The organism is Shewanella indica (assembly GCF_033842865.1).
In the GTDB taxonomy this organism is placed as follows: domain Bacteria; phylum Pseudomonadota; class Gammaproteobacteria; order Enterobacterales; family Shewanellaceae; genus Shewanella; species Shewanella indica.
This window is the reverse complement of sequence record NZ_JAWXXR010000001.1, coordinates 471,862-494,154: the sequence shown is the minus strand read 5'-3', so window position 1 is coordinate 494,154 and position 22,293 is coordinate 471,862. Positions and strand designations below refer to the sequence as shown.

The window sequence follows — 22,293 nt, the reverse complement described above, 5'->3', positions numbered from 1 at the left end:
CTCTGGATGGGTGTTTTTTTCCCTTATACTGCCGCCATTCATTTGCTGCTGAGCAATGCCATGCAGATAGGTTGCTGTTGGTTTGATGCCGATACCGGCACGCTCAAACATATTGGGTCCGGTAAGATTTGGGTCTTGTCTGAAATAGAGCAATGTGTGTTGAGTGTTTTGTTGAGCCATCAGGGCAAGGTGGTTTCCAGAATGCAATTGCTGCAGGAGGCGGGCATTCCCGTCAACCAAGAGCATTTATTGGAACAAGCGGTGGCCCGTATCCGCCAATACCTGGGGCCTGATTACTGTGACCTGTTGGAGCCCATCGACCGGCAAGGTTTTTTACTGCACAGCAAAACTCGAAAAAGTAAACCAATTTCTCTGTTTTTAAAGGGAAAGGCACCCTGGTATCATTTTTTTTGGATGTTACTGCTGAGTGGGTTGGTATTGTTTTTTCTATCGTCCAGAGTCGGACCGCTGCGCTATCTGGAAACGCCGGATGAAGTGATAAAACTCGCGCACCCTTCGGGCAATACTACCTTCCTGCGTCTCTATGGCGAACCCAAGGCATTGGCGACATTGAAAGATCTGACTCAGAACATTGAAGGCTGGCTGGCTCCTTGCCCTGATAGCTGGCGTACGATTTCCATTTCCCTCAGTGATGACAGTAAGGTATTGAGTATGGTGCTCAAGGGAGAAAGTGACCAAGGGGAGTACTTTAAAGCTTACAAGTTGACCATGTCTCAGATGAATGATTGTGCCCCCGAGCATACTTGGTTGAAGGAGGCGTTGCGCTGTGACTGAATCGACTCTGCCGTGGCGCTTACGCCAAAACCGGAGCTGGATATTGCTGTTGTTACTGCTGTTATTTGTTGTGGGTATCCTGGCGGTTGACACCTTGATTTCCAAGTATCTAAACCCAAGCTTTAATTGTGAAGCGAGTTTAATTAACCCCGGCAAAGCCGGGGGACCAAGGGGAGGGGAGAAACTCAGGCTTGGGATAACCACAGAAAATGGGCAGACCAGACTGAAGGTCAGCTATCGCTATGATAATGAGCCGTGGGCGGGTATTGAGCTGGCAGGTACTATAGAAGGCGTTGAGCTTGGTTCACTAAGCTATATGATGAGTCTGGAACCCTATCAGGATAAACTGCTATTAGGTGAAGAAGAACTCCCTCCATACTTGATGGCAATGCGGGAGGCTATCAATAAGGCTTTGGCTCAGTCGGGTAAATTGGAGCTCAGGTTGCATGTTCTTGAGATGGATATTTTGGCCGATTATTCACTTATTCAACTGAGTCCAGGCAATCACCTTTGGGCCTGTCGTATGACTGAATTTGAGGAGGAGGATGAGTCCCAAATGCCGTTGCTCTCATTGATCAACGGCATTTGGGATTGGTGACCTTTAGTTTACGTCTGTAGTGGGAGAATAGAGAGTCACTTCATTGCTGATTTCAGTTCCGAATACCTCTATGGCTACCTTGTAACGGCTAACCGCGCCAGTAGCAGCATTAGCGTCCCAGTCGAGCCCTGATGGACTGAAACTGTAGCTGCCGGCACTTTCCAGAGCCTGCAGCGGCTCGGCGCACTCGGTTGTCGGGTCGCAGCTGTAACCATAGGTTACATGCCAGCGTTTCCAGGCTTTGGGCTTGGTGGAAGCTTGCTCTTCTGCCGGATAACCAAAGTAGGTGATTTGGTACTTGGCGGCATTGGTGAGCGCTTTGCCTTCGGCGTTTTGCAGGGCAAAGGTGACCTGGCCTGAATCTGGGTCGAAGCTGTTGAGAGTCAACTCAATACTACTTGCTTCGGCGATATCCTGACTGGGTTTTTCCACAGGTGGTGGCGGAGGCGTGATCTCACCGCCACCATTATTGTTGTCATCATCGCTGCCACAGCCTCCCAATAGCAGGGCCGAGCCGAGCAGCAGGCTCAGATAGCTGATTTTCATTGGATAATCCTCAGTTAAAGTGCCCGGTATGACAGGTGGTACATTCCATGTCTGTCTTGACGCTGGCGGCAGGTCCCATAGTACTTGTGGAGCCATGACAGCTCTGACAGCTCTGGGCTTCTGAGCTGGGTTTACTTTCAGGCAGGGCGCCCAAGTCTTCACCCTTGTAGGCTCGGTTCAAGAGTTCCACTAAGTGATAGGCAATAGAGGCCGACAAACGATAGCAACGTTCACCTTTTTCAGAGAAGGTCTTGCCTGAGGCCTTGGACCAGTTACTGATAGAGGAGTGACACAATACGCTGTTGGCTACCGAGGATTTGACCACCAGGGCAGTCTTTTCGGCGGTGGAGCCAATACCGGCAACGAACTCATCGCTGGACAAAGGCAGTTCGGTATTCTCGTAGTAACGGAACAAGGAACCTATGACGGCGGAGTTTTGGCCATTAATGTCATCGAGAATATTAACCAACATACCTACTGCATTGAGGTTACCGCAAAGCGTGCCTTGGCCGGTAACACCGGCAAAACCGTAGCCGGCCAGCGCCGTTGGAATAGTGGCAAACTTGTCGGCATCGACACTGGCAGACCGAGCCAGCATGGTCACAGTGGCGTGAAATACCTGATGCATACAGCCACCGCCGGTTTCATAAGCCAGTTTGGCTGTCTCCATAGGATCCAATGGAGCATATTTGAGTTTTTCACCCAACTCCAGGCGGTAGTTTCCTGACTCATCCGTGGCAGCAAAGGCGCAAGTGGCCGTAAGGCTGGCTCCGGCTGCTGCGGCGCTAATTCCGATAATCTGGCCCAGGGCCTGACGTCTGTTAATGCTCATATTTATCACCCTTTGTTGTCTTTGTTTTTCCCGACCGGGTCGGTTGTATTCAGATTAGGGGGATAAGATATGAAGGTTGTGATTTAGCGCGCATGAATATTGAGTTGTCAAAGACTGGAGTTTTAACCTTTTAAGGTGATTAGAGTGGCTATTCTTAATCCTTTTTGAGGATTAAGGGTTGGGCAGAATCACCTTATTTGTTTTATTCATGTTAATTAATGGCTGGTTTATCAATATTCAGGCCTGTTTTCAAAGCCTTCAACCATGGGAACTGGTTCACAAAACGCTACTTGCTTCCCTCTTGCTTGCTTCCTTGCCTGAGTTGGATCACTTTTTAAACTTTTTCCTGTGTCAGGGTTATGAGGATCACAGTAGTGATTAGATTTCTTGCATACACTCATGTTCATATAAAACAGGAGGAAGATGATGCAGATAGGCGACTGCTGGTTTGATGAAGCCAGCGGTGAGTTACAACACAAAGGCAGGGGAGACAGTTGGCATCTCCCTCGGGCGGAGTTGCAGGTGCTGAAACTCCTGCTTGCCAATCAGGGACGTTTGGTCTCCCGTATCGAGTTGCGCGCCGGTGATGACAATCATCCCCCTTTGAGTGATTCGTCTGTAGCCCGTGCTGTCTGTATGTTGCGTGCCTTTCTGGGGCCCGAATATGAGTCTTTGATTGAAACGGTCAAGGGGCAGGGGTATCTGCTACGCTCATCTGTGGCCCGTAAACCCGCGGGAGTGCTGGAGTCCAGGTTGAATGCCGGTCCCAAGCAACTGCTGGTGGGCTTGGTACTGATACTCATGCTTGGTCTCAGTGTCTTCTATCTGTATCGTTTACCCAGAGTGGTACCCACTATCCCACTGAACAAGCAGGAATTGACACTGCTATCTGGTCAGAGAATGGAGCTGTTTTTCTACTCCAATTCCCGTACCAACAATCAGTTGTTGACCGAACAGGGCAAGGTGCTGACCTCGGCATTGGCTCAGTGTAAGAGCAGCCCTTGGCGCAAATTATATGTCTCTCTTTCCCATGACAAACAAGTCCTTAACCTCACATTGAGAGGCGAGTATTTGGGACAGTCCGTGGTACGCAATCTCAAAATAAGCGATGGACGTCAGGTCAAGGCATTTGTCAGTGTACCTTGGCTTAAGGAGGTTGATCTCTGTGGCTAGACGTTGGCTTTGGGTGATAAATTTGCTGATCCTGATCTTTTTGCTCGGCTGTTTGCTGGTGATCTATCGTTTCAGTCAAACAGCGCCCGCTTTGGCGCTTAATTGCAGCTCTGAACTCTACGACCGGCAGTTGAACGAGGGCGAAGATGCGCAGCACTACCTGCTGCTGGATCTGCAGACCAAAGGCAAGCGAGCTCTGGTCAACTATCGCTACTTCAACATGGATGGCACCCCGGCCGGCAGCATTTTGATGCAGGGGCAACTGGCTTCGGAAGAGGCGGGGCGTTATCAAATCCTGGTTACAGATAAACAGGAGCTTTCCGGCAAGGGCGCAAGGCCCGCCCATATGCAATACCTTTCTTATGTTTCCAGCTTCAACCTCAGTAATGAAGGCCTGCATCACCTGGCACTGGAGATCCTTGATGCCGATGAAGCCAAAGACTATGCTATTGTGTTGTTCCAACCGAGTAACACAGTATGTGGCTGCCGCCTGATCCATTGACGGCTGAATTTTTGCTGACGATTTCACCATTTCCTTTCAGTTAACGCCTGTGCGCTATCCCATTCCCGTGTTGCTTGGGCTATAGTCTGGTTCTTTCATCAATTCATTGATAGTTTTCCATTATTGTGTCCAAACTACGTATCAAGCAGGAAGAAAATCTATCCATCAAATTCAGTCATCTGATGGGTGTTGGGGAGCAGCGCAAGCTGGATCTCTACTTTTCCCTGCCCAAGGAGATGGGCATAGGGCCGCAGAGCCTGAATGAAGAGGAATACTACTTCAGCGCCATTCTCGGACGGCGTTCTTACTACTCGGATGGTCTGCATCTGCCCCTGGTACAATCCAGGTTTGTAAGCCAGAAGAAGCGTACCGTCGAAGAGTTTCGCCTCTATCTGAACCTGTTTGCCTACCAGTTTGTGGTGGCGATGGAGAACGATGCCAAAGAGATTTCGCGGCAATCCGAGCCGGAAAACTTCTATCCTTTGCTGGAGGAGTTAACCGAGCAGACAGCGATTTTGCTGAAGAAGTTTCGCCGTAACGAACCGGCCGATGCCAGATGGAAACACTATTTTGAGAATGCCGATAACTACTTATCCTGGTTTTGTGAACAGCAGTTGTTGAAGCTGTTGGCCCATGGTCCCAGAAACAGTGACTTTAGCCATGTGTCGGATAAGGTGATCACCCTCTGCCGGGTAGAAAATCACTATCGGGCCGAGCGACTCTATAACTCGGCGCAAACCCTGCAAGATCCCAATCGTATTGCCAACAAGATGTTGCTGCTCAGGCGGCTTATTCAGCAAGGGGTGGTGCTCAAAGAGGAGATTAAACCTCTGAACACTGGGCTTAAAAAGTTAACCACAGGGTTGGCTACCGCGCTGGTGATGCTGGTGGTATCAGCCTTGATCATCAAGGCTCAGGGGATATTCAGCGGCGTGACTCTGGTATTGGTGTTGGTGTTAGCGCTGATTTACGGCGCGCGGGAGATCTTTAAAGATGATGTCCGCAATGCTTTGTGGCGCTATATCCAACGGGGACGCCCCCGTTGGAGTCGGATATTGAGGGATACAACCAACCAGAAGTTTATTGCCAAGCAGCTGATTTGGCTTGAGTTTATGCGTAGTCGGGATCTCCCTGATGATGTCAAAGAGATCCTCCGGCGGCGCCATAGCCAAAATAAGGTCGACGCTGAAATTCTTCACTACGGCATTCAAACCAAGGTGGCAGATACCGAGTTTCTCTCCGGTTATAACACATTGCAGGAGCAGGTGGTGTTCAGCTTAGTGCCCTTTGCCCGCTATCTGGAACGGGGTAAGGCCAAAATTTACAGCGAAACCGATGGCAGGATAACTAACGAGTCGGTGGAGCGGCGTTATCAGATAAATCTGGTCGCCGTACTCAAAGAGGGCAAGCAGGCGCCGCGCTATGCCAGATACAAGATCACCATGAACCGCTCACAGATAGTGGATGTCAGCCCCAGCGATATTCCTGATTCACTGCCGGGAATTGAGGATCTGCCCTATGATTCCGAGGTCAAGGCCAATGGCGAGTTCAGGCGCAGTAAGGAAGATCGCGTCGAATCCAAGACTGTGGAGGAAGAAGAGCATCAGGCGAATCTGGCTGCCGTGACGCAGGCTGCCGATCTTCTGTCTGAGTTGCAACCCGGCGGCGGGAAGGATGATAAAGTCGCCACTTCCCGGGCAAGCGAGCCTAAAAACGGTGAAGGCAGTCAACCCTGACGGCCTTAACGGAGAAACTGCTCAGAAACGTCCCACAGAGGAAAAGGCCAATCCCAGCCCCAGGCTGACCAATACGCCGCCTATGGCGCGTTCAACCAAGGGGCGACAACGGGCCACTATAAATGTCCTCTATCAACGAGGGTGAGAGCTGATTTGTCTGAGAGAGTATGAGGAGTGAGTGTTGCCACAAACAATATTGTGTTGGGTTGATACAGTTAACCAAGCGCTTGGTTTTGCCAATAATTTAGAGTCGTAAAAAATACACAGCTGTTTAGTCAAGGTTGTACTGCATCTTTAAGCGCAGCGATTTGTGCATGGCTGAGCTCCCTAACTTCCCCTTCGGCGAGCTGGTCAAGTGTTAACTCCATTATCCGGGTACGGCAGAGGTCTGTGACTCTGTAGCCCAAATGCCGACACATACGGCGAATTTGCCGCTTCTTGCCCTGAGTCAGAATAATTTCAAAACTGTTTGCCGAAATCGGTGTGACTTGTGATGCCCGCACCTGGCCATAACCGTAATCCATAGGCGCTCTCAAGGCATGGATAAACGCGTCAGTAAATGCTCGCTCCAGAGTGACCCGGTAGTGTTTGCTGTGGCAAAAATCCGGATGCATCAGTTGCTGGGTCAGCTCGCCGTCGTTGCTGAGCAGCAACAGGCCGCGGGAGTCTTTATCCAGTCTTCCGGCCGGATACAGGCGTTTATCCTGAGGCAATAGATGCAATAGGCTGCTCGGGTCATCCTTGATTAGGCGGCAATCTATGCCGACGGGTTTATTGAATAGCAGATAAGTGTAAGCTGCCGGGGCGGCGACGGGCTCGCCCAGATAAAACAGCTTTTCGAGGCAATGGCGCTGCCCGGTGGCGAGGGTGACTCTGTCTGTGTGTTTAGCGAGTTTGTCACCCAGAAAAATCTCTCCGGCTTCGATGCGCCTGGCGGCTTCGCGCCTTGAACATAGGCCGGTTTGCGCCAGATAGTGAGCGAGGCGGATTGTGGCTTGTTGAGATGCTCTTGCGTGGGTCATTGCAGGCCTTTATTGCCAGGGTTACATCAGTCGTTTGTCGGCTGCGACCAGTGCCACAGCCGATAAACCGTGGCCGATAGGCTGAGGCCGGCAAACACAGTGGCAATGGAGTGCAACCACATAAACCATACCGAAAGGCAGAGGGTTTGCGCCGGGCAAGAGGCATAATTCATCGATGGCCATTGCAACTGAGATAACAAGCCAATACCGGATACTATTCCCAGCAGGCTAAACAGGCACAGCGGCAGGTTACACAGTGCTCGATGGGAAACAAAGCAGTAGCAGCAAAGAGTAAACATCACCAAGGTATTGGCAATAAAGAAGATGGCCGCCAACTGGTGAGCAAAGAGTTCATTATAGGGAAACACACCAAGCGCCGCTATCCCCACCCCCACAGCTATCCCCGACCTTGACAGTAAGTTGGCCGCCGCGCTGTGCTTTTGCCACCAGAGGCCTCCCATGGCCAAGGTGAAGCAAGCACCGCCGAGCAGTAGCGAGATGTTGTAGACATAGGCCAGTGGCGAGCTTAAATAGTCACCCAGTCTGTCCATGCGCATGTTGAAAATAGCACTGCCCATACTGTCATAAGCGGCCCAAAAGGAGGAAATCATACCCAGTGCCGCTATGCTAACGCCTACCAGAGACATCATAAATGCCAGGCGCTGCGGATCTTGTTTGTGATATTGCTCGTAAGGGGGCATGCAGTGGCTCGTTTGAATATCAGTATTCAATAATGCTTGCCAAACGGCAGCGACAAAAAACCGGTCGCAGGGACCGGTTTGGTTTTTGTATTTGTTAGTTTAACTGCGGGGGCGCAGTATCACAATCACTACAGCGACCAATGCCAGGATCATACAGTACCAAGTGTTGGCAACCGCTTCCAGCGGAGAGATCTTGAAGTGGGAAGCTATCAGCAAGGCCTGGGCACCGTAGGGAATAAGTCCCTGAATAATACAGGCGAAAATATCCAGAACACTGGCGGCGCGTTTGGGGGCCACGCCATGTTTGGCGGCCAGGTCTTTGGCGATATCACCACTGACCACAATAGAGACGGTATTGTTGGCCACACAGGAGTTGGTCAGGGCGACAATCCCGGCCATACCCAGTTCGGCGGCGCGACATGAGGCTTCGCCTTTGGCGCGGGAGAAACGGGCGATCAGTTTTTCAATCTGTTGGCTGACAAAGCTCAGACCACCTTGCTGCTGCATCAGGGCTGCCAAACCACCAACCAGCATGGAGAGGATAAAAATCTCCTGCATATTGCCAAAGCCTTTATAGATGTCTTGGCCGAAGGTCAGCAACGAATAGTCCTGAGTGAGAAATCCCGTGGTCCCGGCCAGCAAAATGCCGATGGCCAGTACCACAAATACGTTTAACCCGGCGACGGCCAGCACCAGAATACTCAAGTAAGGCAACACCTTAACAAAGTCGACCTCCTGCGGTGGCAGTTCGGCTTGACCGGAAGATAGGAAACCGAATAGCAGCAGGGTCACGATCGCCGCCGGAATGGCAAAGATCAGGTTTTCGCGGAACTTGTCTCTCATTTCGCAGCCCTGAGTGCGGGTGGCGGCAATAGTGGTATCCGAGATAATAGACAGGTTGTCACCAAACAGGGCGCCGGACATCACAGAGCCGGCCATCAGTGGTAGTTCAATCCCTGCCTGATCGGCAACCCCGAGTGCGATAGGGGCTACAGCGGCAATCGTGCCCATGGAGGTGCCCATGGCGGTGGCGATAAAGGCGGCGATAATGAAAAAACCGGGCAGCAACAGATTGGCCGGGATCAGTTTAAGCCCCAGGGCAACTGTGGCATCGACCCCTCCAGTGGCACTGGCTACGGCGGCAAAAGCACCGGCTAACAGGTAGATGAGGCACATGGCGATGATGTTGTTGTGGCCTATCCCCGCCATAAAGGTGTTCATGGTCTGGTTGAGCTTTTGCTTGGACAGCAAAATGGCCAGTACAATCGCCGGTAATATCGCTATCGGACTTGGCAACTGATAGAAGGCAAAATCTACCCCTTGGCTTTGGAAATAGACCCCGGCACCGATAAACAGCGCCAGAAACAGAAATAGTGGCAGCAGCGCCACAAATGAGGCCGGAGCTTTAACGGCTGGAGAAGTGTTGTTCTGGGTCAAAATCTACTCTCTGTAAATCACGTTTGGCCGGGGATTCCCTCCGTAGCAGCCAAACTCGCTGAATTGCATTGTCTTAACGGCATCATCTCCTGACAAATTAGGCGAAAGAATAGGGGATAGCCAGTCGTCTGTCAATTTAGACGTCTAGATGTTTTTACTTCTATGTTGGTTTTGTGCACTGTGCAGCTTAAATCCCGGTCGCTTGTGGAATTACCCAAGGCCTTTGGTTCACTCAAGTGTTTAGCTGTTGTTGGCGTAATTCTCTGTAGCGGGGTAATTCGCGGCGTAGTTGCTGCGCTCTGGCAAGGGTTTGGGGATTAAGTCTTTTGCCTGGGCATAACTCTTTGAGCAGTTGAGTGAGTAGCCGAGCATTATCAAACCTGACATCCAGGCTGTACTCCTTACCGGCATAGGTATTCCCCACCAACTCTCGACCTCTCAGATAGGTGCATAACAGATGGCAAAACTGCTGGATCTGCACATCACTGGCCAAGATCTCCTGCTGCTCTTTTGCTTGAGCCAGAAGTTGGAGCGGGGTTTCCCAATAATCCATGGCCAGTCGATTTAGGTTACGCAGATAAGTGGCACTGGCCTTGTTGAAGATCAACCTGTTGCAGGAGATGGTGGAGATGGAACTGCGTAGGCAGTAGGTCTCGGTAAATTGGATCTCATTGAGAATATAGGCGATAAATTTCTCTAATCCTGAGTAACCCTCCAGATTGAGCCACCAACGAAGCCCAAGTACCTGGTCAAAGGCGCGACAGGTGAGAGCCACCAGAATATCTTCCTTGGTCTTGAAGATGCTGTAGAACAGAGTCGTGGATATGCCCAATCCTTTGGTGATGTCTGATACTTTCAGTGACAATAATCCTTCTTTGGCAATAACAGACTCTGCCAAATCCAAAATAGCTTCCCGTATACGGTTATGCTCGGGCTTATCCATTTTAAAATACTCAAGAAAGTGTTGGTTTATTATAAGTTGGAGAATAAAAGTTTTTGAGTGTTAATTAGCTCTTTGTGATCTCGCTCATCAAAAAATAAAATTTTATTTTTTGATGATCCTTATTAAACCTTTTAACAAAAAAACAAAATAAACATTTTCATGTGATTTAGTTCACCTATTCAATTCTGCTTCTGTAAATAATTAACTTGAGTCGGGAAGGAAGGATTGAATATGAACACGAAATTGTTATACCCCTTAATTATCTCTGCCTGCCTTGGTGGCCACTGTCAGGCGGCTATGCTGGCTGTTGAAGCCGGGATGATGGATTGGCAATCCAAAGCATCGGATTATTTTGGCGAGGCCAAAGACAATAACCCATTTATCACTCTGAAAGGTGCCGTTGGTAATGAGTATGGGGATATTTATGGCCATGTAAAGTGGGAAGACCCGGATGATGGAGCCTACTACGGCACAGAGATTAATGTGATAGGTCAGATTAACTTAGGGGAGACAGATTGGAATCTCTATGGCCAAGTGTTTGACAAGAGTAAACCCAGTTGGGGCGAAACCAACACCATGTTGGGACTGAGCTGGGACAAAAGTTATGACGATACTTATCTACAAGTTGCCCTGGCAGGACATTTTGTCGATGCCACTTATAAGAGCTTTGACGCTAACTTTGAAGGTGGTTTCAACGGTGGGTATGTTTATTTTCTGGCAAGCCATAAGCTAAATCTATTTAAGCAAGACTTTAAGTTGACCTGGTGGCAAGAACACTTTTTTAATCGCGAAGATGATTATTTGATTTTATCTGGTGATGGAAAAGATTTTGGTTTTAATGGAGCTTTATCTGTTAATTGGTCTTTTAGCAAAAATCTGAGTTTTATCCTGAGTTATCGGTATGCGGAAAATAACTTAGGAAAACAAGGATATCACGACGCTATTTTTTATTCCCTGCAATATCAACTTTAATTGGAAGGTGACAAGATGAAAATGAAGAGACTGTGTTACTTAATGTTGGCGGCATCCAGTCTGACATTAACGGGTTTCTCAACCCAGGTGATTGCCGGCGGCGATCTGCCGGGTACCAGTTCCAGTGCCATACCTCAGGGGCAGTTGGGATTTGTCTATGTAGATCCTTACAAGTTCAGCCCTTTGGTGGCGGTGATCGATCTCGGTGGCAAGTCCATCAGTGACGTCAAGGTCACAGTAAAAGGCAAGGGAAAGAAAGGGATTGATATTCAGTACCCTGTGGGATTGACTCAGCTCAACACCCACAGTGGTATTCCGGTATTTGGCCTCTATCCCGATTATCTGAACCGGGTTGAGGTCAGCTACAAACTGGCCGGTAAGTCAGTGACCGAGGAATACAAGATCCGCACCAGCGCACTGCCTCACCTGCATATTGACGGCAATGCCCGCACCCAGTACGAGTATGAGCCGGTCAAAGTCGCCAAAGGCTTTGAAAATAGATTCTATCTGGTTGATGGGCAGGTGATACCACCCAATATCCGTGACCACTGGGACTGGATCCCGACCCAGAACATCATAGATACCAATGGCGATGTGCGTTGGCATCTGAACAGCGATGTTATCTATGACCGTCCGGGCGGCTCCATGTCCTTCAAGCAGACCCGTGATGGCAAGCTGATCTTTGGTCAGGGTTTGATGTTTGAACTGCATCAAGGGTTCCAGGTGCCTTACTACGCCAAGTATGACTTTATCGGCAAGCCTATCTTCAAGCGCGAACTTCCACGGGGCTTTAATGGCTTCTCCCATGAGATCACCGAAATGCCCAATGGTCACCTGCTGTTGAGGGTGGGCAAGCGTGATTATGTCACGCCGGATGGCCTCAAGGTCGACACAGTGCGCGACCATGTGATTGAAGTGGATCAGAACGGTGATGTCGTTAAGGTTTGGGACTTCAACAAGATACTCGACCCTATGCGTGACACTGTGCTTAAGTCATTGGATATGGGGGCAGTTTGCCTGAACGTGGATGTCTCCAAGGCCGGTGAAACCAAAACCACCGAAGAGCTGGCCAGCGAACCCTACGGCGATGTTGCCGGGGTCGGAACCGGCCGCAACTGGTTGCATATCAACTCCATAGGTTATGACCCGGCCGATGACAGCATCATTGTTAGCTCGCGCCACCAGTCTGCGGTGATCAAGGTTGGCCGTGATAATAAGGTCAAGTGGATCCTCGGTACTCCCGAAGGTTGGAAAGGAGAACTGGCCGCCAAGGTACTGAAACCCGTGGATGCCAAAGGTAGGGCACTCAAGTGTGACGCCAAGGGTTGCGAAGGCAGCTTTGACTGGACCTGGACTCAGCACACGGCTTGGCCGGTACCGGACAGGGGCACAGTCACAGTGTTTGACAACGGCGATGGCCGCGGTCTGGAACAACCTGCGCTGCCGACCATGAAGTATTCCCGTGGCGTCGAGTACAAAGTCAACATGGGCAAGATGACGGTGCAGCAGACCTGGGAGTACGGCAAAGAGCGGGGGTACGAGTGGTATAGCCCAATCACTTCCATTACAGAGTGGCAAGCGGATCACAAGACTATGTTTATGGCCTCGGCTTCTGCCGGATTGCTGGAAGGGGATAAGGCTCCCGAGCATTGGATCACCGAAGTGGATCCCAAGACCAACGAGGTCAAGGTTGAAATTAAGGTGAAGACCCTGATGAAACATGAGCCTGGCTATCGCTCTACCGTGGTTCACCCTGAAAGCATGTTCAATCGTTAATTGTTGTTGTGGCGGCAGCCGGGCTGCCGCCTGTTTGGAGTCCGTATCATGATGAAGAAAAGTCTGTTGGCACTGAGTGCCCTGTTGTTGTCCTGCTCTGTTTCCGCTGCCAAATATAATGAAGGCGAACACTATCAACTGTTGGGGGCCGCCAGCTTTGATGCTCCCAATCAAGTGGTGAAGGTGTATTCGGTCAACTGCCCCTTCTGCTACAAGTACGACAAGGCAGTGATCCCCGGCATGGTGAAAAATCTGCCCAAGGGGGTGACCTTCGATGATTATCACATCACCACCAAGCCGCCATTCGGCATGGAGAAAGCCCTGGTGCTGGCTTATGCCCAAACCCAATCCGAGCAGGCTTTCAAGACAGTCAAGATGGCACTGTACAAGAAGTATCATGACGACAAGGCCCGCTTTGCCTCCGCCGATGAAGTCATCGACTTTGGCCTCAAGGCCGCAGGCCTGGATCGCGCCGGTTTTGAAGCGGCCAAGAATAGCCCTGAGGTGCAACAACTCTTGAGCAAATGGGACAGAGGCGTGGAAGTCGCCAAGATCCAGGGGATCCCGGCACTGGTGGTCAATGGCAAGTACTTGATCAACACCAAGTCTATTCGCAGCATGCAGATGCTCGATGAATTGGTGGCCGAACTGGCCGCCAAGTAAGGAGTAACGGATGAATAAATTGAGTATGCTGTTTCGGGAGTTTACCCAGGCACCCGTTCCCACTCTGGCCCGCTGGCAACAGGGGCGAATACTCTGGAGCATAATGCTGGGCGCAGCGGTATTTTTGCTCGCTTCCGCTATGGGCTATTTTCAAGTGTTTCTGGAGATGGACCCCTGCGAGCTGTGTGTCTACATACGCTTCAGCCAATGCTGCATAGTACTGGCCGGTGCCATCATTTTGATCAATCCGAAGAACCATGTGCTCAAGGCCTTGGGTGTTGCCCTGGCCCTCTACGGCGTGATCCAGGGAATGGCCTGGTCGATTCAACTGATGAATATCCACGACGCCGCGCACCTGGTAGTAGATGAATCGATGGACTTCTTTGCCGAGGCAGGTTCGGCGGCAGGTTCAGCCTGCTCCACCGAGCCGCACTTCCCTCTGGGCTTGCCGCTGGATAAGTGGCTGCCATTTGAGTTCGCTCCTACCGGCGGCTGCGGTGAAGATGACTGGTCACTGTTTGGCATGAATATGGCGCACTATTGCATCATAGCCTACTCAGTGTTTGCCATCGGCCTTGGCGGCGCAATAGTGGGTTGGCTGGCGAGCTTCAAGGCCAAGCCATAACAGACAGCTAATCGCGCCTGGCAAGAACCACCCTCAGGGGTGGTTTCTTTTTATTTGGACATCTGGACGTCTATCTGTTAATTTGATTGCTCACTCATTCAGTCAGCATTATCTGTCATCAAGGAGCGCGAGATGAAACTGGAATCCCTGGCGTTGCACCATGGTTATGAATCGGAAGCCACCACCAAGTCGGCGGCGGTGCCCATCTATCAGACGACGTCCTATACTTTCGACGATACTCAACACGGCGCCGATCTGTTTGACCTCAAGGTGCCCGGCAATATTTACAGTCGCATCATGAACCCCACCAACGCCGTGCTCGAAGCCAGAATGGCGGCCATTGAAGGTGGCATTGGCGCGCTGGCGCTGGCCTCGGGAATGGCGGCCATCACTTATGCGCTGCAGGCGCTGACGGAAGTGGGCGACAACATAGTCAGCAGCAGCCAGCTCTACGGCGGCACCTATAACCTGTTCGCTCACACTCTGCCGCGCCAGGGGGTAGAGGTGCGCATGGCCTCGTTCGATGACTTCGATACCCTGGAGTCGCTTATTGATGAGCGCACCAAGGCGGTGTTTTGTGAATCCATAGGCAACCCCGCCGGCAATATTGTCGATATCGCGCGTCTGGCAGAAATTGCCCACAAACATGGTGTGCCCTTGGTGGTGGATAACACAGTGGCGACCCCTGTGCTGTGCCGCCCCTTCGAACATGGCGCCGATATTGTTGTCCACTCGCTGACCAAGTATGTCGGTGGCCACGGCACCACAGTGGGCGGGGTGATCATCGATTCGGGCAAGTTTGACTGGGTTGCCAATAAACACAGATTTGCGGTGCTCAATCAGCCGGACCCTTCCTACCATGGGGTGGTGTATACCGAAGCCTTCGGCGCGGCGGCCTATATCGGCCGTTGCCGGGTGGTGCCGCTGCGTAATACCGGCGCGGCTTTATCACCACACAGCGCCTTTTTACTGTTGCAGGGGCTGGAGACCTTGAGCCTGAGGATGGAGCGCCACTGCAGTAATGCCGAAGCGCTGGCAAGTTACCTGCAGTCCCATCCGCTGGTGAACTGGGTCAATTATGGCGCCCTGGCAGACAGCCCTTATAAGGCCAATTGCGACAAAATCACCTCGGGTAAGGCGTCCGGCATTATTAGCTTTGGTATCAAGGGGGGCAAAGAGGCCGGTGGGCGCTTTATCGATGCGCTGCAGATGATCCTGCGTCTGGTGAATATAGGCGATGCCAAGTCACTGGCCTGTCATCCTGCCACCACGACCCACAGGCAGCTCAACGCCGAGGAGTTGGCTCGTGCAGGGGTGAGTGAAGATCTAATCCGGATCTCTGTGGGAATTGAGCATATAGACGACATCATCAGCGATGTGGCCCAGGCGCTGGAAGCGTCCCAGGCTTGATGATGTCATCAATAAGCCCCGCCAAGCGGGGCTAATACTTATCTGGCGTCCATCTCGGATTTCAATCCACGTATTTCAGCTTCTTTAGCGCTGATTTTAGCGGCTGTTTTAGCCTCTTCCTCGGCCAGTTCTCGTTGATATTTGGTGACCTTATCGACTTTGCCCTTGCGCTCGGCCTCGGCGATATCGGCGTTCAGTTTGGCGCGTTCTTCGGCCAGTTCTTCACCTAACTCGCGAATCTCATTCTGCTTGTCACGGATCTTGTTTGCCAATTCATCGCGTGAATCTTGCTGCTTTTGGATTTCACCGGCCTCAGTGCAGTGGGCACGGACTTCGGCCAGCGCCGTTTCCAGTCCCCGTATTCTGTGGCTGTTGTTATGCTCTTTGGCATCAGAGAGCTGCTTTTCGATTGCGGCTTCTTTTTTGGCGCAATGACCACCGGCTAGGGCGGGGAGCGAAAACAGAGCCAGGGAAAATAGGGTTATTTGGGTCAGTTTCATAAATTACCAAGAATGGAGTAAAAGGTCGTTAGCAAAACTTCAGTCAGACTTATTCCCAAAGGCGCCCGCAGGCGCCTTTGAGTTGGTTTATTGTGACAGCAGCCGGGCTCTGGATTTCTGGTAGAAGTAAGCCACCCCGAGCAGCAAGGCGCCAATCAGCATAAAGACGATGATCTTTTGCAGCAGATCGGCGGCGGCCATATCCAGCAGCAATACCTTGAGGCAACTGATGGCAAACAGACCTGCGGCCAGTTTGAGCATAATCTGGCAGCCGGGACGCAGGCTGAGGAACATCAGCCAGCAGCCGTGGGACACCATGAGCACTGTGCTTAAGGTGGCATCGAATCCGGTTGGCATCTGGTAGGCCAGAGGCAGATAGGCCAGCAGCAACAGGGCATGCCAGGCGATAAACACCATATTGGTCGGCAACTGCTGACGATAGCGTCTCATGGCCAATGGCCGTTTACGGATAAACAGCGCCAGCAAGGCCAGGTTGCAAGCTTGTGCCAGCGCCATCAGCCAAGGTTCAGAGGGCCGGGTCAGGGCATCGAGCTGCAACGACTGCAGGCTGTCGAGCCAGGTAATCCAGGGCAGCAGCAAGGCGATAAAGAAGCTGGCAAAGGCAAAGGGGTAACCCGGGCGCAGGGCCTTGAGCGGTTTGCGGCTGAGCAGGATAAAGAAGTAGCCGCTCAGCACCACACTGCTCAGTGCCAGAGTGTGGCTGAACAAGACCTCCAGGCTGTGACTCACCACTGCCAGCAGCAGGGCGCCATAGAAGGGTGACAACTGCCAGCCGAGTCGGCAGGGGCCTTGCCAGAGCCTTGGCAAGAATGGATAGCGCCACAGCAGCAGACCGGAATAGAGACTGCCCAGCAGCAGTGCGATAAGCCCGGGCCATTGTCCTGCCAGGCAGGCAACAGCAGTTTGGGCTATAGCCAGCACCAGCAGCACATCCGCTTCGCGTTTCAGTATCGGCTGCCTGAACTTGCGGGCCAATACTAAGCTGACAAAGCAGGATAACCACAAGGCCGGGGCTAGCCAATCTTCAAAGCGAAGGGCGATTTTGGGCAGCCACAGCAGTGGCAATAGCACCAGGCAGGCCAGGCGAGCGTACCAGGCCAAACGCCTAAGTTCGCCCTTGGGATGGAAGCGCCGGTATGCATACCAGGCCAGTAACAGACAGAGGAACAGCTCTACCCTGGCGATTTGCGCATACAGCGGCTGAGCGCGGAAACTCAGGCTATGCACATCCACAACGGCGAAGATGACCTGAGCCGCCAGCGGTAACAACAAGGCCCAGGCCAAGGCCTCGCTGACCCTGAGTTGTTGCCTGCGCGCGAGTAGCAGCAAGGTCAGACTCAATCCGGGAATTATCACCAGGAAGTAGTTTTCACTTATCAGCCAGGCGCTAACCAGGGCTAAAGACACCAGCAGCACGTTGGCAAGCTCGCGTCCCAGTTGCAGCAGTTGTTGCTCCCAGCGGCTGAGCTCGGGCTGTTTGCCCAGCAGTTGGTTAAAGCCAAACAAGCTAAGCGTGCTTAGCCCCCAAGCCAGCAGCGGCAGTGACAAGAGCACCGGCGCTTCATTGAGCATATCACCAAGGGCCAACAGGTTGATGACCAGTCCCAGAGCCAGCAGGGTGATGGCCTCGATTCGCAGCGAGGCTTGCTGCTCACGGCAACCTAGCCACATCAACAGCAAGGCTTCGAGCAGTAACACCAGCCCCAGCAGCTCACCACTGAGCAGGCTGAGCGCGGCAAAACCGAGACAGGCACCGGTCGCCAGCCATAATAGCGTCTGCAGCTGTTTGTCTTGTTTAAGCCAGAGCGACAGGCCGATAAGCACGGCGGCGTTGGCCAGCAGCAGCTCGCCGGCGTGGGGGCTGAACTGGCTCAGGCTATAGACCAAAAAGGCCAGCAAGGCCGCCGGCAGAGCCAGCAGCCTGTGGCTGAGACCTTCCCGGCCAAACAGCCAAAGGCTGCCAAGTCCATAGCCATAAAAGAGGCCATGCAGGGAGATGAGCGCCAGAACTCCCATTATCCCTTGCCCTTGCAGCGGCAGCTCGACAAAGAAACTCAGGCTCTCGATACAGGCTATGTGCAGTATGGCTGTCGTTTCCAGCAGCACAGGCCAACGTATCTTGTGACTCAAGAGTAAAGAGCAGCCGCCAATCAGCAGCAGGAAGGGGAGATACATCAAAGGCGCCTGACTGCCGGAAAGCAGCATCAGTGGTGCCAGGGAGCCACCCAGCAAGGCGACTATGCTGATGACTCTGGCTTCCAGTTTCAGCGCCAGACTGTAACCGGCTACAGTGATAAGCAACAGCAGCAGATAGCTGACGCCATCCGGTACCAGCTCGAAGTAGGGACCGACAAAATAGGCGCACAGATAGTTGATAATCAGCCCAAGGCCCACTAGACCCGAGCCGAAATCGGCCATTGCTCGTTGCCGTTTGCGGATAAAGGCCCCCAAGGCCAGAATGCCATTGGCGCAGACAAAGCCGGTCAAGGCCTTTCCGGTATCCGACAGCCAGTGGTTCATGGAATACTGCAGCAGATAACCAAAGCCCAGGGTCATGGCGATGATCCCGGCCAGGGTCATCATAAATACCGGCCCCTGACCTTTGGCTTGATAGTGCTGATAAAAATCTTTGGCTTGTGCGAAGAGTCCCAAAAGCGGGCTCAGCATAGCGGCAAAAAAAGCGGCCACAGCCTGATCAAACTTACGCCCCCAGTTGGGAGTCTGCTGCCCTCGACCCTCTTGTGTTTGGGGGGATACTTTTGGGGCGGCGGTTTGCGCTTTGGCTGCAATTGGTGTTGCGGCTATTTCAGCTGTTGTTGGTTTGGTGTGCTCGATAGGCTGAATATCGGCCCTGCGCTGCCAGGCGTCCTGGCGCTGAGCCTGTGACTCGAAAGACAAGTCGGCAGCTTTTGGCTCGGCCTGAGGTTCATTTTGTTCAGGCATTGCAGACGGCTCGGCAACCTTGGCGACCAAAGGCTGAGCTTGCTCTTCGGCAAGCTGATTGACGGCCGCAAACAGCGCCTCGATTCTTTGTTCTATCGCGTCGAGGCGGATATCTGTCCTGATTTCCAGGTTCGTCTCTTTGAGTTTGAGATCTTCAAGCTCGCGCCTGAGATGTTGGAGTTCTTCCGTTAACTGCATGCTGCTTTCCTGATGCTAATCGCATTTGCGTAGGCTGCGGGCATTTTAAACGCGCGGCCCTGTCCTGACCAGCGTTCGGCTCAGATTTTGGAAAATTCCTTTATCTATTAATCACATTGCTTAGCGGAAGATGAGAGAAAGCTGAACAGCAGGCAGAGGCCTCTCGCGTCTTGCCGGTGGCATAGGTACAATGAGCGGCATGCAAACTCGCCCAACGTGGGGCGAGCGGACTCACTGCAGAAGGATGGCCTTAATGCACGTACATATTCTGGGGATCTGTGGCACTTTTATGGGGGGCTTGGCACTGCTGGCCCGCGCCATGGGACATAAGGTCACCGGCTCCGATGCCAATGTATACCCTCCCATGAGCACCCAGCTTGAGCAGCAGGGAATAGACCTTATTCAGGGGTTTGATCCTTCACAGCTGGATCCCGAGCCGGATCTCGTGGTGATAGGCAATGCCATGAGCCGCGGCAACCCCTGTGTGGAAGCCGTACTCAATCGCGGCCTGAAATACACCTCGGGCCCGCAGTTTCTGCATGACCATATATTGCCCGAACGTTGGGTATTGGCCGTTTCCGGTACCCATGGCAAAACCTCAACCGCCAGCATGTTGGCCTGGATCCTCGAAGCCTGCGGCTATCAAGCTGGCTTTTTGATTGGTGGAGTGCCGCAGAATTTCGGTATTTCGGCCAGGTTGGGCGAGTCGCCTTTCTTTGTGGTCGAGGCCGACGAATATGACAGCGCTTTCTTCGACAAGCGCTCCAAGTTTGTGCATTACCAGCCAAGAACCCTGGTGATCAACAACCTGGAGTTCGACCATGCCGACATCTTCGACGATCTCAAGGCGATACAGAAGCAGTTTCACCATCTGCTCAGAATCCTGCCTGGGGATGGCCGGGTGATCTGGCCGCAAGACAGCCAGGCGGTTGCCGGCGTGATAGCCAAGGGCTGCTGGAGTGAACAGGAAACCTTGAGCCATGAAGCGGGCCAGGGTGACTGGAGTGCCAGAATGCTGGCAGACGATGGTCACGAATTTGAGCTATTTTTCCGCGGTGAATCCCAGGGCATTTTGAGCTGGGGCCTGATTGGGCGTCATAACATAGACAACGCCACCATGGCGATAGCCGCGGCGCGTCATGTTGGAGTCTTGCCGGTAGATGCGCTCAAGGCGCTGGCAGACTTTACCCCGCCCAAGCGTCGTCTCGAGTTACTGGGCAGCGTAGAAGGGGTCAGCGTTTATGACGACTTTGCCCATCACCCAACGGCAATCGCCACAACTCTTCAGGGAATGCGCGCCAAGGTAGGCCAGGGCAAAATCACTGTCGTGCTTGAGCCTCGCTCCAACACCATGAAGCAAGGGGTGCATAAAGACACACTGGCCAACTCCATGGCCCTGGCCGATGAAGCCGTGTTGTATCAGGCGGATAATATCGATTGGGATATTGCCGCGGCCATGCAGGCGGCACCGCTGCCGGTACAGGTTTTGCACGACATAGATGAGATAGTGGCCAAGGTCAGTGGTGAAGCCAAGCCCGGCGATACCGTGCTGATCATGAGCAATGGTGGCTTTGGCGGCTTGCATCAAAAGTTGCTCCAGGCCCTTAAAGCCAGAAGTGGCGAGGTCAAAGCGTGAAATATCAGCAGATTAAGAGTATCAGCCTCGCCTGGACCGGCGCCTCCGGGGCGCCCTATGGGCTGAGGCTGCTGGAGTGCTTGCTCAAGGCCGAGTTTCGGGTTTTTCTGATGGTGTCCAGCGCCGCTCGGGTGGTGTTGGCAACGGAACATGGGCTCAAACTCAGCAGCGCACCGGACAAGGCCACAGAGCAGCTCAGAAAACTGTTTCCCGAAGGCGGTGAACTGAGAGTGCTCGGCAAGGATGAGTGGTTCTCTCCACCGGCGTCTGGCTCGGCGGCGCCAAAGCAGATGGTGATCTGTCCCTGCTCAACCGGCACCCTGGCTGCGGTGGCCACTGGTATGAGCAACAGCTTGCTGGAGCGGGCCGCCGATGTAGTGCTCAAGGAGCGCGGTCAGCTGTTGTTGGTACCCAGAGAGACACCTTTCAACGCCATTCATCTTGAACATATGTTGAAACTCAGCCAACTGGGCGCCATCATAATGCCGGCCGCACCCGGCTTTTATCACCATCCCAAATCCATTGAAGATCTGATAGACTTCATGGTCGCCCGGATCCTGGATCATCTGGGTGTCGAACATGCATTAACGGATCGCTGGGGTTATGACAAACCCAAAGACAGTGAGATCGACAATTGAGAGTGATATGAAACACACCACCGAAGTGATGATCTCGGCAGAAGAGATCAACCAGAAACTGGATGAATTAGCCGAGCGCATCAATGCGCATTATGCCAATGCCGACAAATTGCTGATGGTCGGCCTGCTCAAGGGCTCAGTGGTCTTTATGGCCGATCTCTGCCGTCGGATTAAGGGCCATGTAGAGATCGACTTTATGTCTGTTTCCAGCTATGGCAATGCCATGACCAGCACCAGAGACGTGAAGATACTCAAAGATGTTCAGTCGGAAATCGCCGATCGTGATGTGTTGATCGTCGAAGATCTGATTGACTCGGGCAACACGCTCAACAAGGTACGCGAAATGCTGCTGCTGCGTGAGCCAAAGAGCCTGACGCTCTGTACTCTGCTGGATAAGCCGGATCGCCGTGAAGTCGATGTACCGGTAGACTTTGTCGGTTTTACTATTCCTGATGAATTTGTGGTCGGTTACGGTATCGACTACGCCGAGCAGTATCGCAACCTGCCTTATATCGCCAAGGTGATCCCGCAGGAGTAAGCAAGCTGTGATGTCGGCTTTGTTTATATAGTAAGACAGACTCCCGCCACGGCGGGAGTCTTGCTTTTTGCGTCCCGGGCCGCTGCCG

Annotated in this window: 21 protein-coding genes; 13 read left to right on the top strand and 8 right to left on the bottom strand. The window is 52.5% G+C overall.

The window, feature by feature from the left end; all coding sequences use genetic code 11:
• Nucleotides 1-6 precede the first annotated feature (6 nt).
• Nucleotides 7-795 (top strand): winged helix-turn-helix domain-containing protein, encoded by a 789-nt coding sequence (locus SIL79_RS02330; RefSeq protein ID WP_162206912.1) that lies wholly within the window; start codon nt 7-9, stop codon nt 793-795.
• Entirely contained in the window at nt 788-1,393 is a 606-nt protein-coding gene (locus SIL79_RS02325) for a hypothetical protein (RefSeq protein ID WP_162206913.1), read from the top strand. Before SIL79_RS02330 ends, SIL79_RS02325 begins: the two co-directional genes overlap by 8 nt.
• Before the next feature lie 3 nt (nt 1,394-1,396).
• On the opposite strand, the gene SIL79_RS02320 is transcribed toward SIL79_RS02325, so the two are convergent.
• A complete protein-coding gene (locus tag SIL79_RS02320; protein WP_039033078.1) occupies nt 1,397-1,939 on the bottom strand; it encodes a hypothetical protein in 543 nt (180 codons plus the stop codon).
• A 10-nt stretch (nt 1,940-1,949) separates the two neighbouring features.
• Nucleotides 1,950-2,771, bottom strand: coding sequence for a cytochrome c3 family protein (locus SIL79_RS02315; protein ID WP_039033079.1), 822 nt, complete (start codon nt 2,769-2,771; stop codon nt 1,950-1,952).
• A gap of 426 nt (nt 2,772-3,197) precedes the next feature.
• On the opposite strand from SIL79_RS02315, the gene SIL79_RS02310 reads away from it, so the two are divergent.
• The 3 genes from SIL79_RS02310 (at nt 3,198) to SIL79_RS02300 (ending at nt 6,182) form a co-directional block, all read left to right on the top strand.
• A complete protein-coding gene (locus tag SIL79_RS02310) occupies nt 3,198-3,944 on the top strand; it encodes a winged helix-turn-helix domain-containing protein (protein ID WP_039033081.1) in 747 nt (248 codons plus the stop codon).
• Entirely contained in the window at nt 3,937-4,446 is a 510-nt protein-coding gene (locus SIL79_RS02305) for a hypothetical protein (RefSeq protein ID WP_039033082.1), read from the top strand. Before SIL79_RS02310 ends, SIL79_RS02305 begins: the two co-directional genes overlap by 8 nt.
• 125 nt (nt 4,447-4,571) lie before the next feature.
• A complete protein-coding gene (locus SIL79_RS02300; protein WP_260852993.1) occupies nt 4,572-6,182 on the top strand; it encodes a hypothetical protein in 1,611 nt (536 codons plus the stop codon).
• A 275-nt stretch (nt 6,183-6,457) separates the two neighbouring features.
• Here the strand turns inward: SIL79_RS02300 and SIL79_RS02295 are convergent, their stop codons facing one another.
• The 4 genes from SIL79_RS02295 to SIL79_RS02280 form a co-directional block, all read right to left on the bottom strand.
• Entirely contained in the window at nt 6,458-7,171 is a 714-nt protein-coding gene (locus SIL79_RS02295; protein ID WP_039033186.1) for an RNA pseudouridine synthase, read from the bottom strand.
• Nucleotides 7,172-7,230: 59 nt separating this feature from the next.
• Nucleotides 7,231-7,905, bottom strand: a complete 675-nt coding sequence (locus SIL79_RS02290; RefSeq protein ID WP_052247930.1) for a hypothetical protein — start codon at nt 7,903-7,905, stop codon at nt 7,231-7,233.
• Nucleotides 7,906-8,004: 99 nt separating this feature from the next.
• Complete coding sequence (locus SIL79_RS02285; RefSeq protein WP_039033083.1) at nt 8,005-9,342, bottom strand: Na+/H+ antiporter NhaC family protein; 1,338 nt, start codon at nt 9,340-9,342, stop codon at nt 8,005-8,007.
• A gap of 232 nt (nt 9,343-9,574) precedes the next feature.
• Nucleotides 9,575-10,285 (bottom strand): TetR/AcrR family transcriptional regulator, encoded by a 711-nt coding sequence (locus SIL79_RS02280; RefSeq protein WP_039033084.1) that lies wholly within the window; start codon nt 10,283-10,285, stop codon nt 9,575-9,577.
• A 231-nt stretch (nt 10,286-10,516) separates the two neighbouring features.
• Here SIL79_RS02280 and SIL79_RS02275 point away from each other — a divergent pair, with 231 nt between their 5' ends.
• The 5 genes from SIL79_RS02275 (at nt 10,517) to SIL79_RS02255 (ending at nt 15,731) form a co-directional block, all read left to right on the top strand.
• Nucleotides 10,517-11,257, top strand: a complete 741-nt coding sequence (locus tag SIL79_RS02275; protein ID WP_071475774.1) for a nucleoside-specific channel-forming Tsx family protein — start codon at nt 10,517-10,519, stop codon at nt 11,255-11,257.
• Nucleotides 11,258-11,272: 15 nt separating this feature from the next.
• On the top strand, nt 11,273-13,033 hold the full coding sequence (locus tag SIL79_RS02270; RefSeq protein ID WP_319618938.1) for an aryl-sulfate sulfotransferase: 1,761 nt from the start codon (nt 11,273-11,275) through the stop codon (nt 13,031-13,033).
• A gap of 48 nt (nt 13,034-13,081) precedes the next feature.
• Nucleotides 13,082-13,696, top strand: coding sequence for a thiol:disulfide interchange protein DsbA/DsbL (locus SIL79_RS02265; protein WP_226684395.1), 615 nt, complete (start codon nt 13,082-13,084; stop codon nt 13,694-13,696).
• 10 nt (nt 13,697-13,706) lie between these two features.
• Complete coding sequence (locus tag SIL79_RS02260) at nt 13,707-14,321, top strand: disulfide bond formation protein B (protein ID WP_039033087.1); 615 nt, start codon at nt 13,707-13,709, stop codon at nt 14,319-14,321.
• A gap of 132 nt (nt 14,322-14,453) precedes the next feature.
• Nucleotides 14,454-15,731 (top strand): O-acetylhomoserine aminocarboxypropyltransferase/cysteine synthase family protein, encoded by a 1,278-nt coding sequence (locus SIL79_RS02255; RefSeq protein WP_101095478.1) that lies wholly within the window; start codon nt 14,454-14,456, stop codon nt 15,729-15,731.
• Between the two features lie 38 nt (nt 15,732-15,769).
• On the opposite strand, the gene SIL79_RS02250 is transcribed toward SIL79_RS02255, so the two are convergent.
• Together SIL79_RS02250 and SIL79_RS02245 are read right to left on the bottom strand one after the other, a co-directional pair.
• The gene (locus SIL79_RS02250; RefSeq protein WP_101095477.1) at nt 15,770-16,231 is read right to left on the bottom strand and encodes a DUF1090 domain-containing protein; all 462 of its coding nucleotides are present in this window, start codon (nt 16,229-16,231) and stop codon (nt 15,770-15,772) included.
• Nucleotides 16,232-16,318: 87 nt separating this feature from the next.
• Nucleotides 16,319-19,393 (bottom strand): DUF2339 domain-containing protein, encoded by a 3,075-nt coding sequence (locus tag SIL79_RS02245; protein ID WP_319618937.1) that lies wholly within the window; start codon nt 19,391-19,393, stop codon nt 16,319-16,321.
• Nucleotides 19,394-19,646: 253 nt separating this feature from the next.
• Between SIL79_RS02245 and mpl the strand changes: the two genes are divergently transcribed.
• Genes mpl through hpt form a run of 3 tightly spaced genes read left to right on the top strand, consistent with a single transcriptional unit; the run spans nt 19,647 to nt 22,205 of the window.
• Nucleotides 19,647-21,029, top strand: a complete 1,383-nt coding sequence (gene mpl / locus SIL79_RS02240; RefSeq protein WP_144361585.1) for a UDP-N-acetylmuramate:L-alanyl-gamma-D-glutamyl-meso-diaminopimelate ligase — start codon at nt 19,647-19,649, stop codon at nt 21,027-21,029.
• A complete protein-coding gene (locus tag SIL79_RS02235) occupies nt 21,026-21,667 on the top strand; it encodes a flavin prenyltransferase UbiX (protein ID WP_025010042.1) in 642 nt (213 codons plus the stop codon). The genes mpl and SIL79_RS02235 overlap by 4 nt, the downstream gene beginning before the upstream one ends.
• 7 nt (nt 21,668-21,674) lie before the next feature.
• Nucleotides 21,675-22,205, top strand: a complete 531-nt coding sequence (gene hpt, locus SIL79_RS02230) for a hypoxanthine phosphoribosyltransferase (protein WP_039033092.1) — start codon at nt 21,675-21,677, stop codon at nt 22,203-22,205.
• The last annotated feature ends 88 nt before the right edge of the window (nt 22,206-22,293 follow it).

What these genes read in the sequence shown, in the direction of transcription:
- SIL79_RS02330 (WP_162206912.1), top strand. Translation starts at nt 7, where the DNA reads ATGGGTGTTTTTTTCCCTTATACTGCCGCCATTCATTTGCTGCTGAGC.
- SIL79_RS02320 (WP_039033078.1), bottom strand. Translation starts at nt 1,939, where the DNA reads ATGAAAATCAGCTATCTGAGCCTGCTGCTCGGCTCGGCCCTGCTATTG.
- SIL79_RS02315 (WP_039033079.1), bottom strand. Translation starts at nt 2,771, where the DNA reads ATGAGCATTAACAGACGTCAGGCCCTGGGCCAGATTATCGGAATTAGC.
- SIL79_RS02310 (WP_039033081.1), top strand. Translation starts at nt 3,198, where the DNA reads ATGCAGATAGGCGACTGCTGGTTTGATGAAGCCAGCGGTGAGTTACAA.
- SIL79_RS02290 (WP_052247930.1), bottom strand. Translation starts at nt 7,905, where the DNA reads ATGCCCCCTTACGAGCAATATCACAAACAAGATCCGCAGCGCCTGGCA.
- SIL79_RS02280 (WP_039033084.1), bottom strand. Translation starts at nt 10,285, where the DNA reads ATGGATAAGCCCGAGCATAACCGTATACGGGAAGCTATTTTGGATTTG.
- SIL79_RS02275 (WP_071475774.1), top strand. Translation starts at nt 10,517, where the DNA reads ATGAACACGAAATTGTTATACCCCTTAATTATCTCTGCCTGCCTTGGT.
- SIL79_RS02270 (WP_319618938.1), top strand. Translation starts at nt 11,273, where the DNA reads ATGAAAATGAAGAGACTGTGTTACTTAATGTTGGCGGCATCCAGTCTG.
- SIL79_RS02265 (WP_226684395.1), top strand. Translation starts at nt 13,082, where the DNA reads ATGATGAAGAAAAGTCTGTTGGCACTGAGTGCCCTGTTGTTGTCCTGC.
- SIL79_RS02260 (WP_039033087.1), top strand. Translation starts at nt 13,707, where the DNA reads ATGAATAAATTGAGTATGCTGTTTCGGGAGTTTACCCAGGCACCCGTT.
- SIL79_RS02255 (WP_101095478.1), top strand. Translation starts at nt 14,454, where the DNA reads ATGAAACTGGAATCCCTGGCGTTGCACCATGGTTATGAATCGGAAGCC.
- SIL79_RS02250 (WP_101095477.1), bottom strand. Translation starts at nt 16,231, where the DNA reads ATGAAACTGACCCAAATAACCCTATTTTCCCTGGCTCTGTTTTCGCTC.
- SIL79_RS02245 (WP_319618937.1), bottom strand. Translation starts at nt 19,393, where the DNA reads ATGCAGTTAACGGAAGAACTCCAACATCTCAGGCGCGAGCTTGAAGAT.
- mpl (WP_144361585.1), top strand. Translation starts at nt 19,647, where the DNA reads ATGCACGTACATATTCTGGGGATCTGTGGCACTTTTATGGGGGGCTTG.
- hpt (WP_039033092.1), top strand. Translation starts at nt 21,675, where the DNA reads ATGAAACACACCACCGAAGTGATGATCTCGGCAGAAGAGATCAACCAG.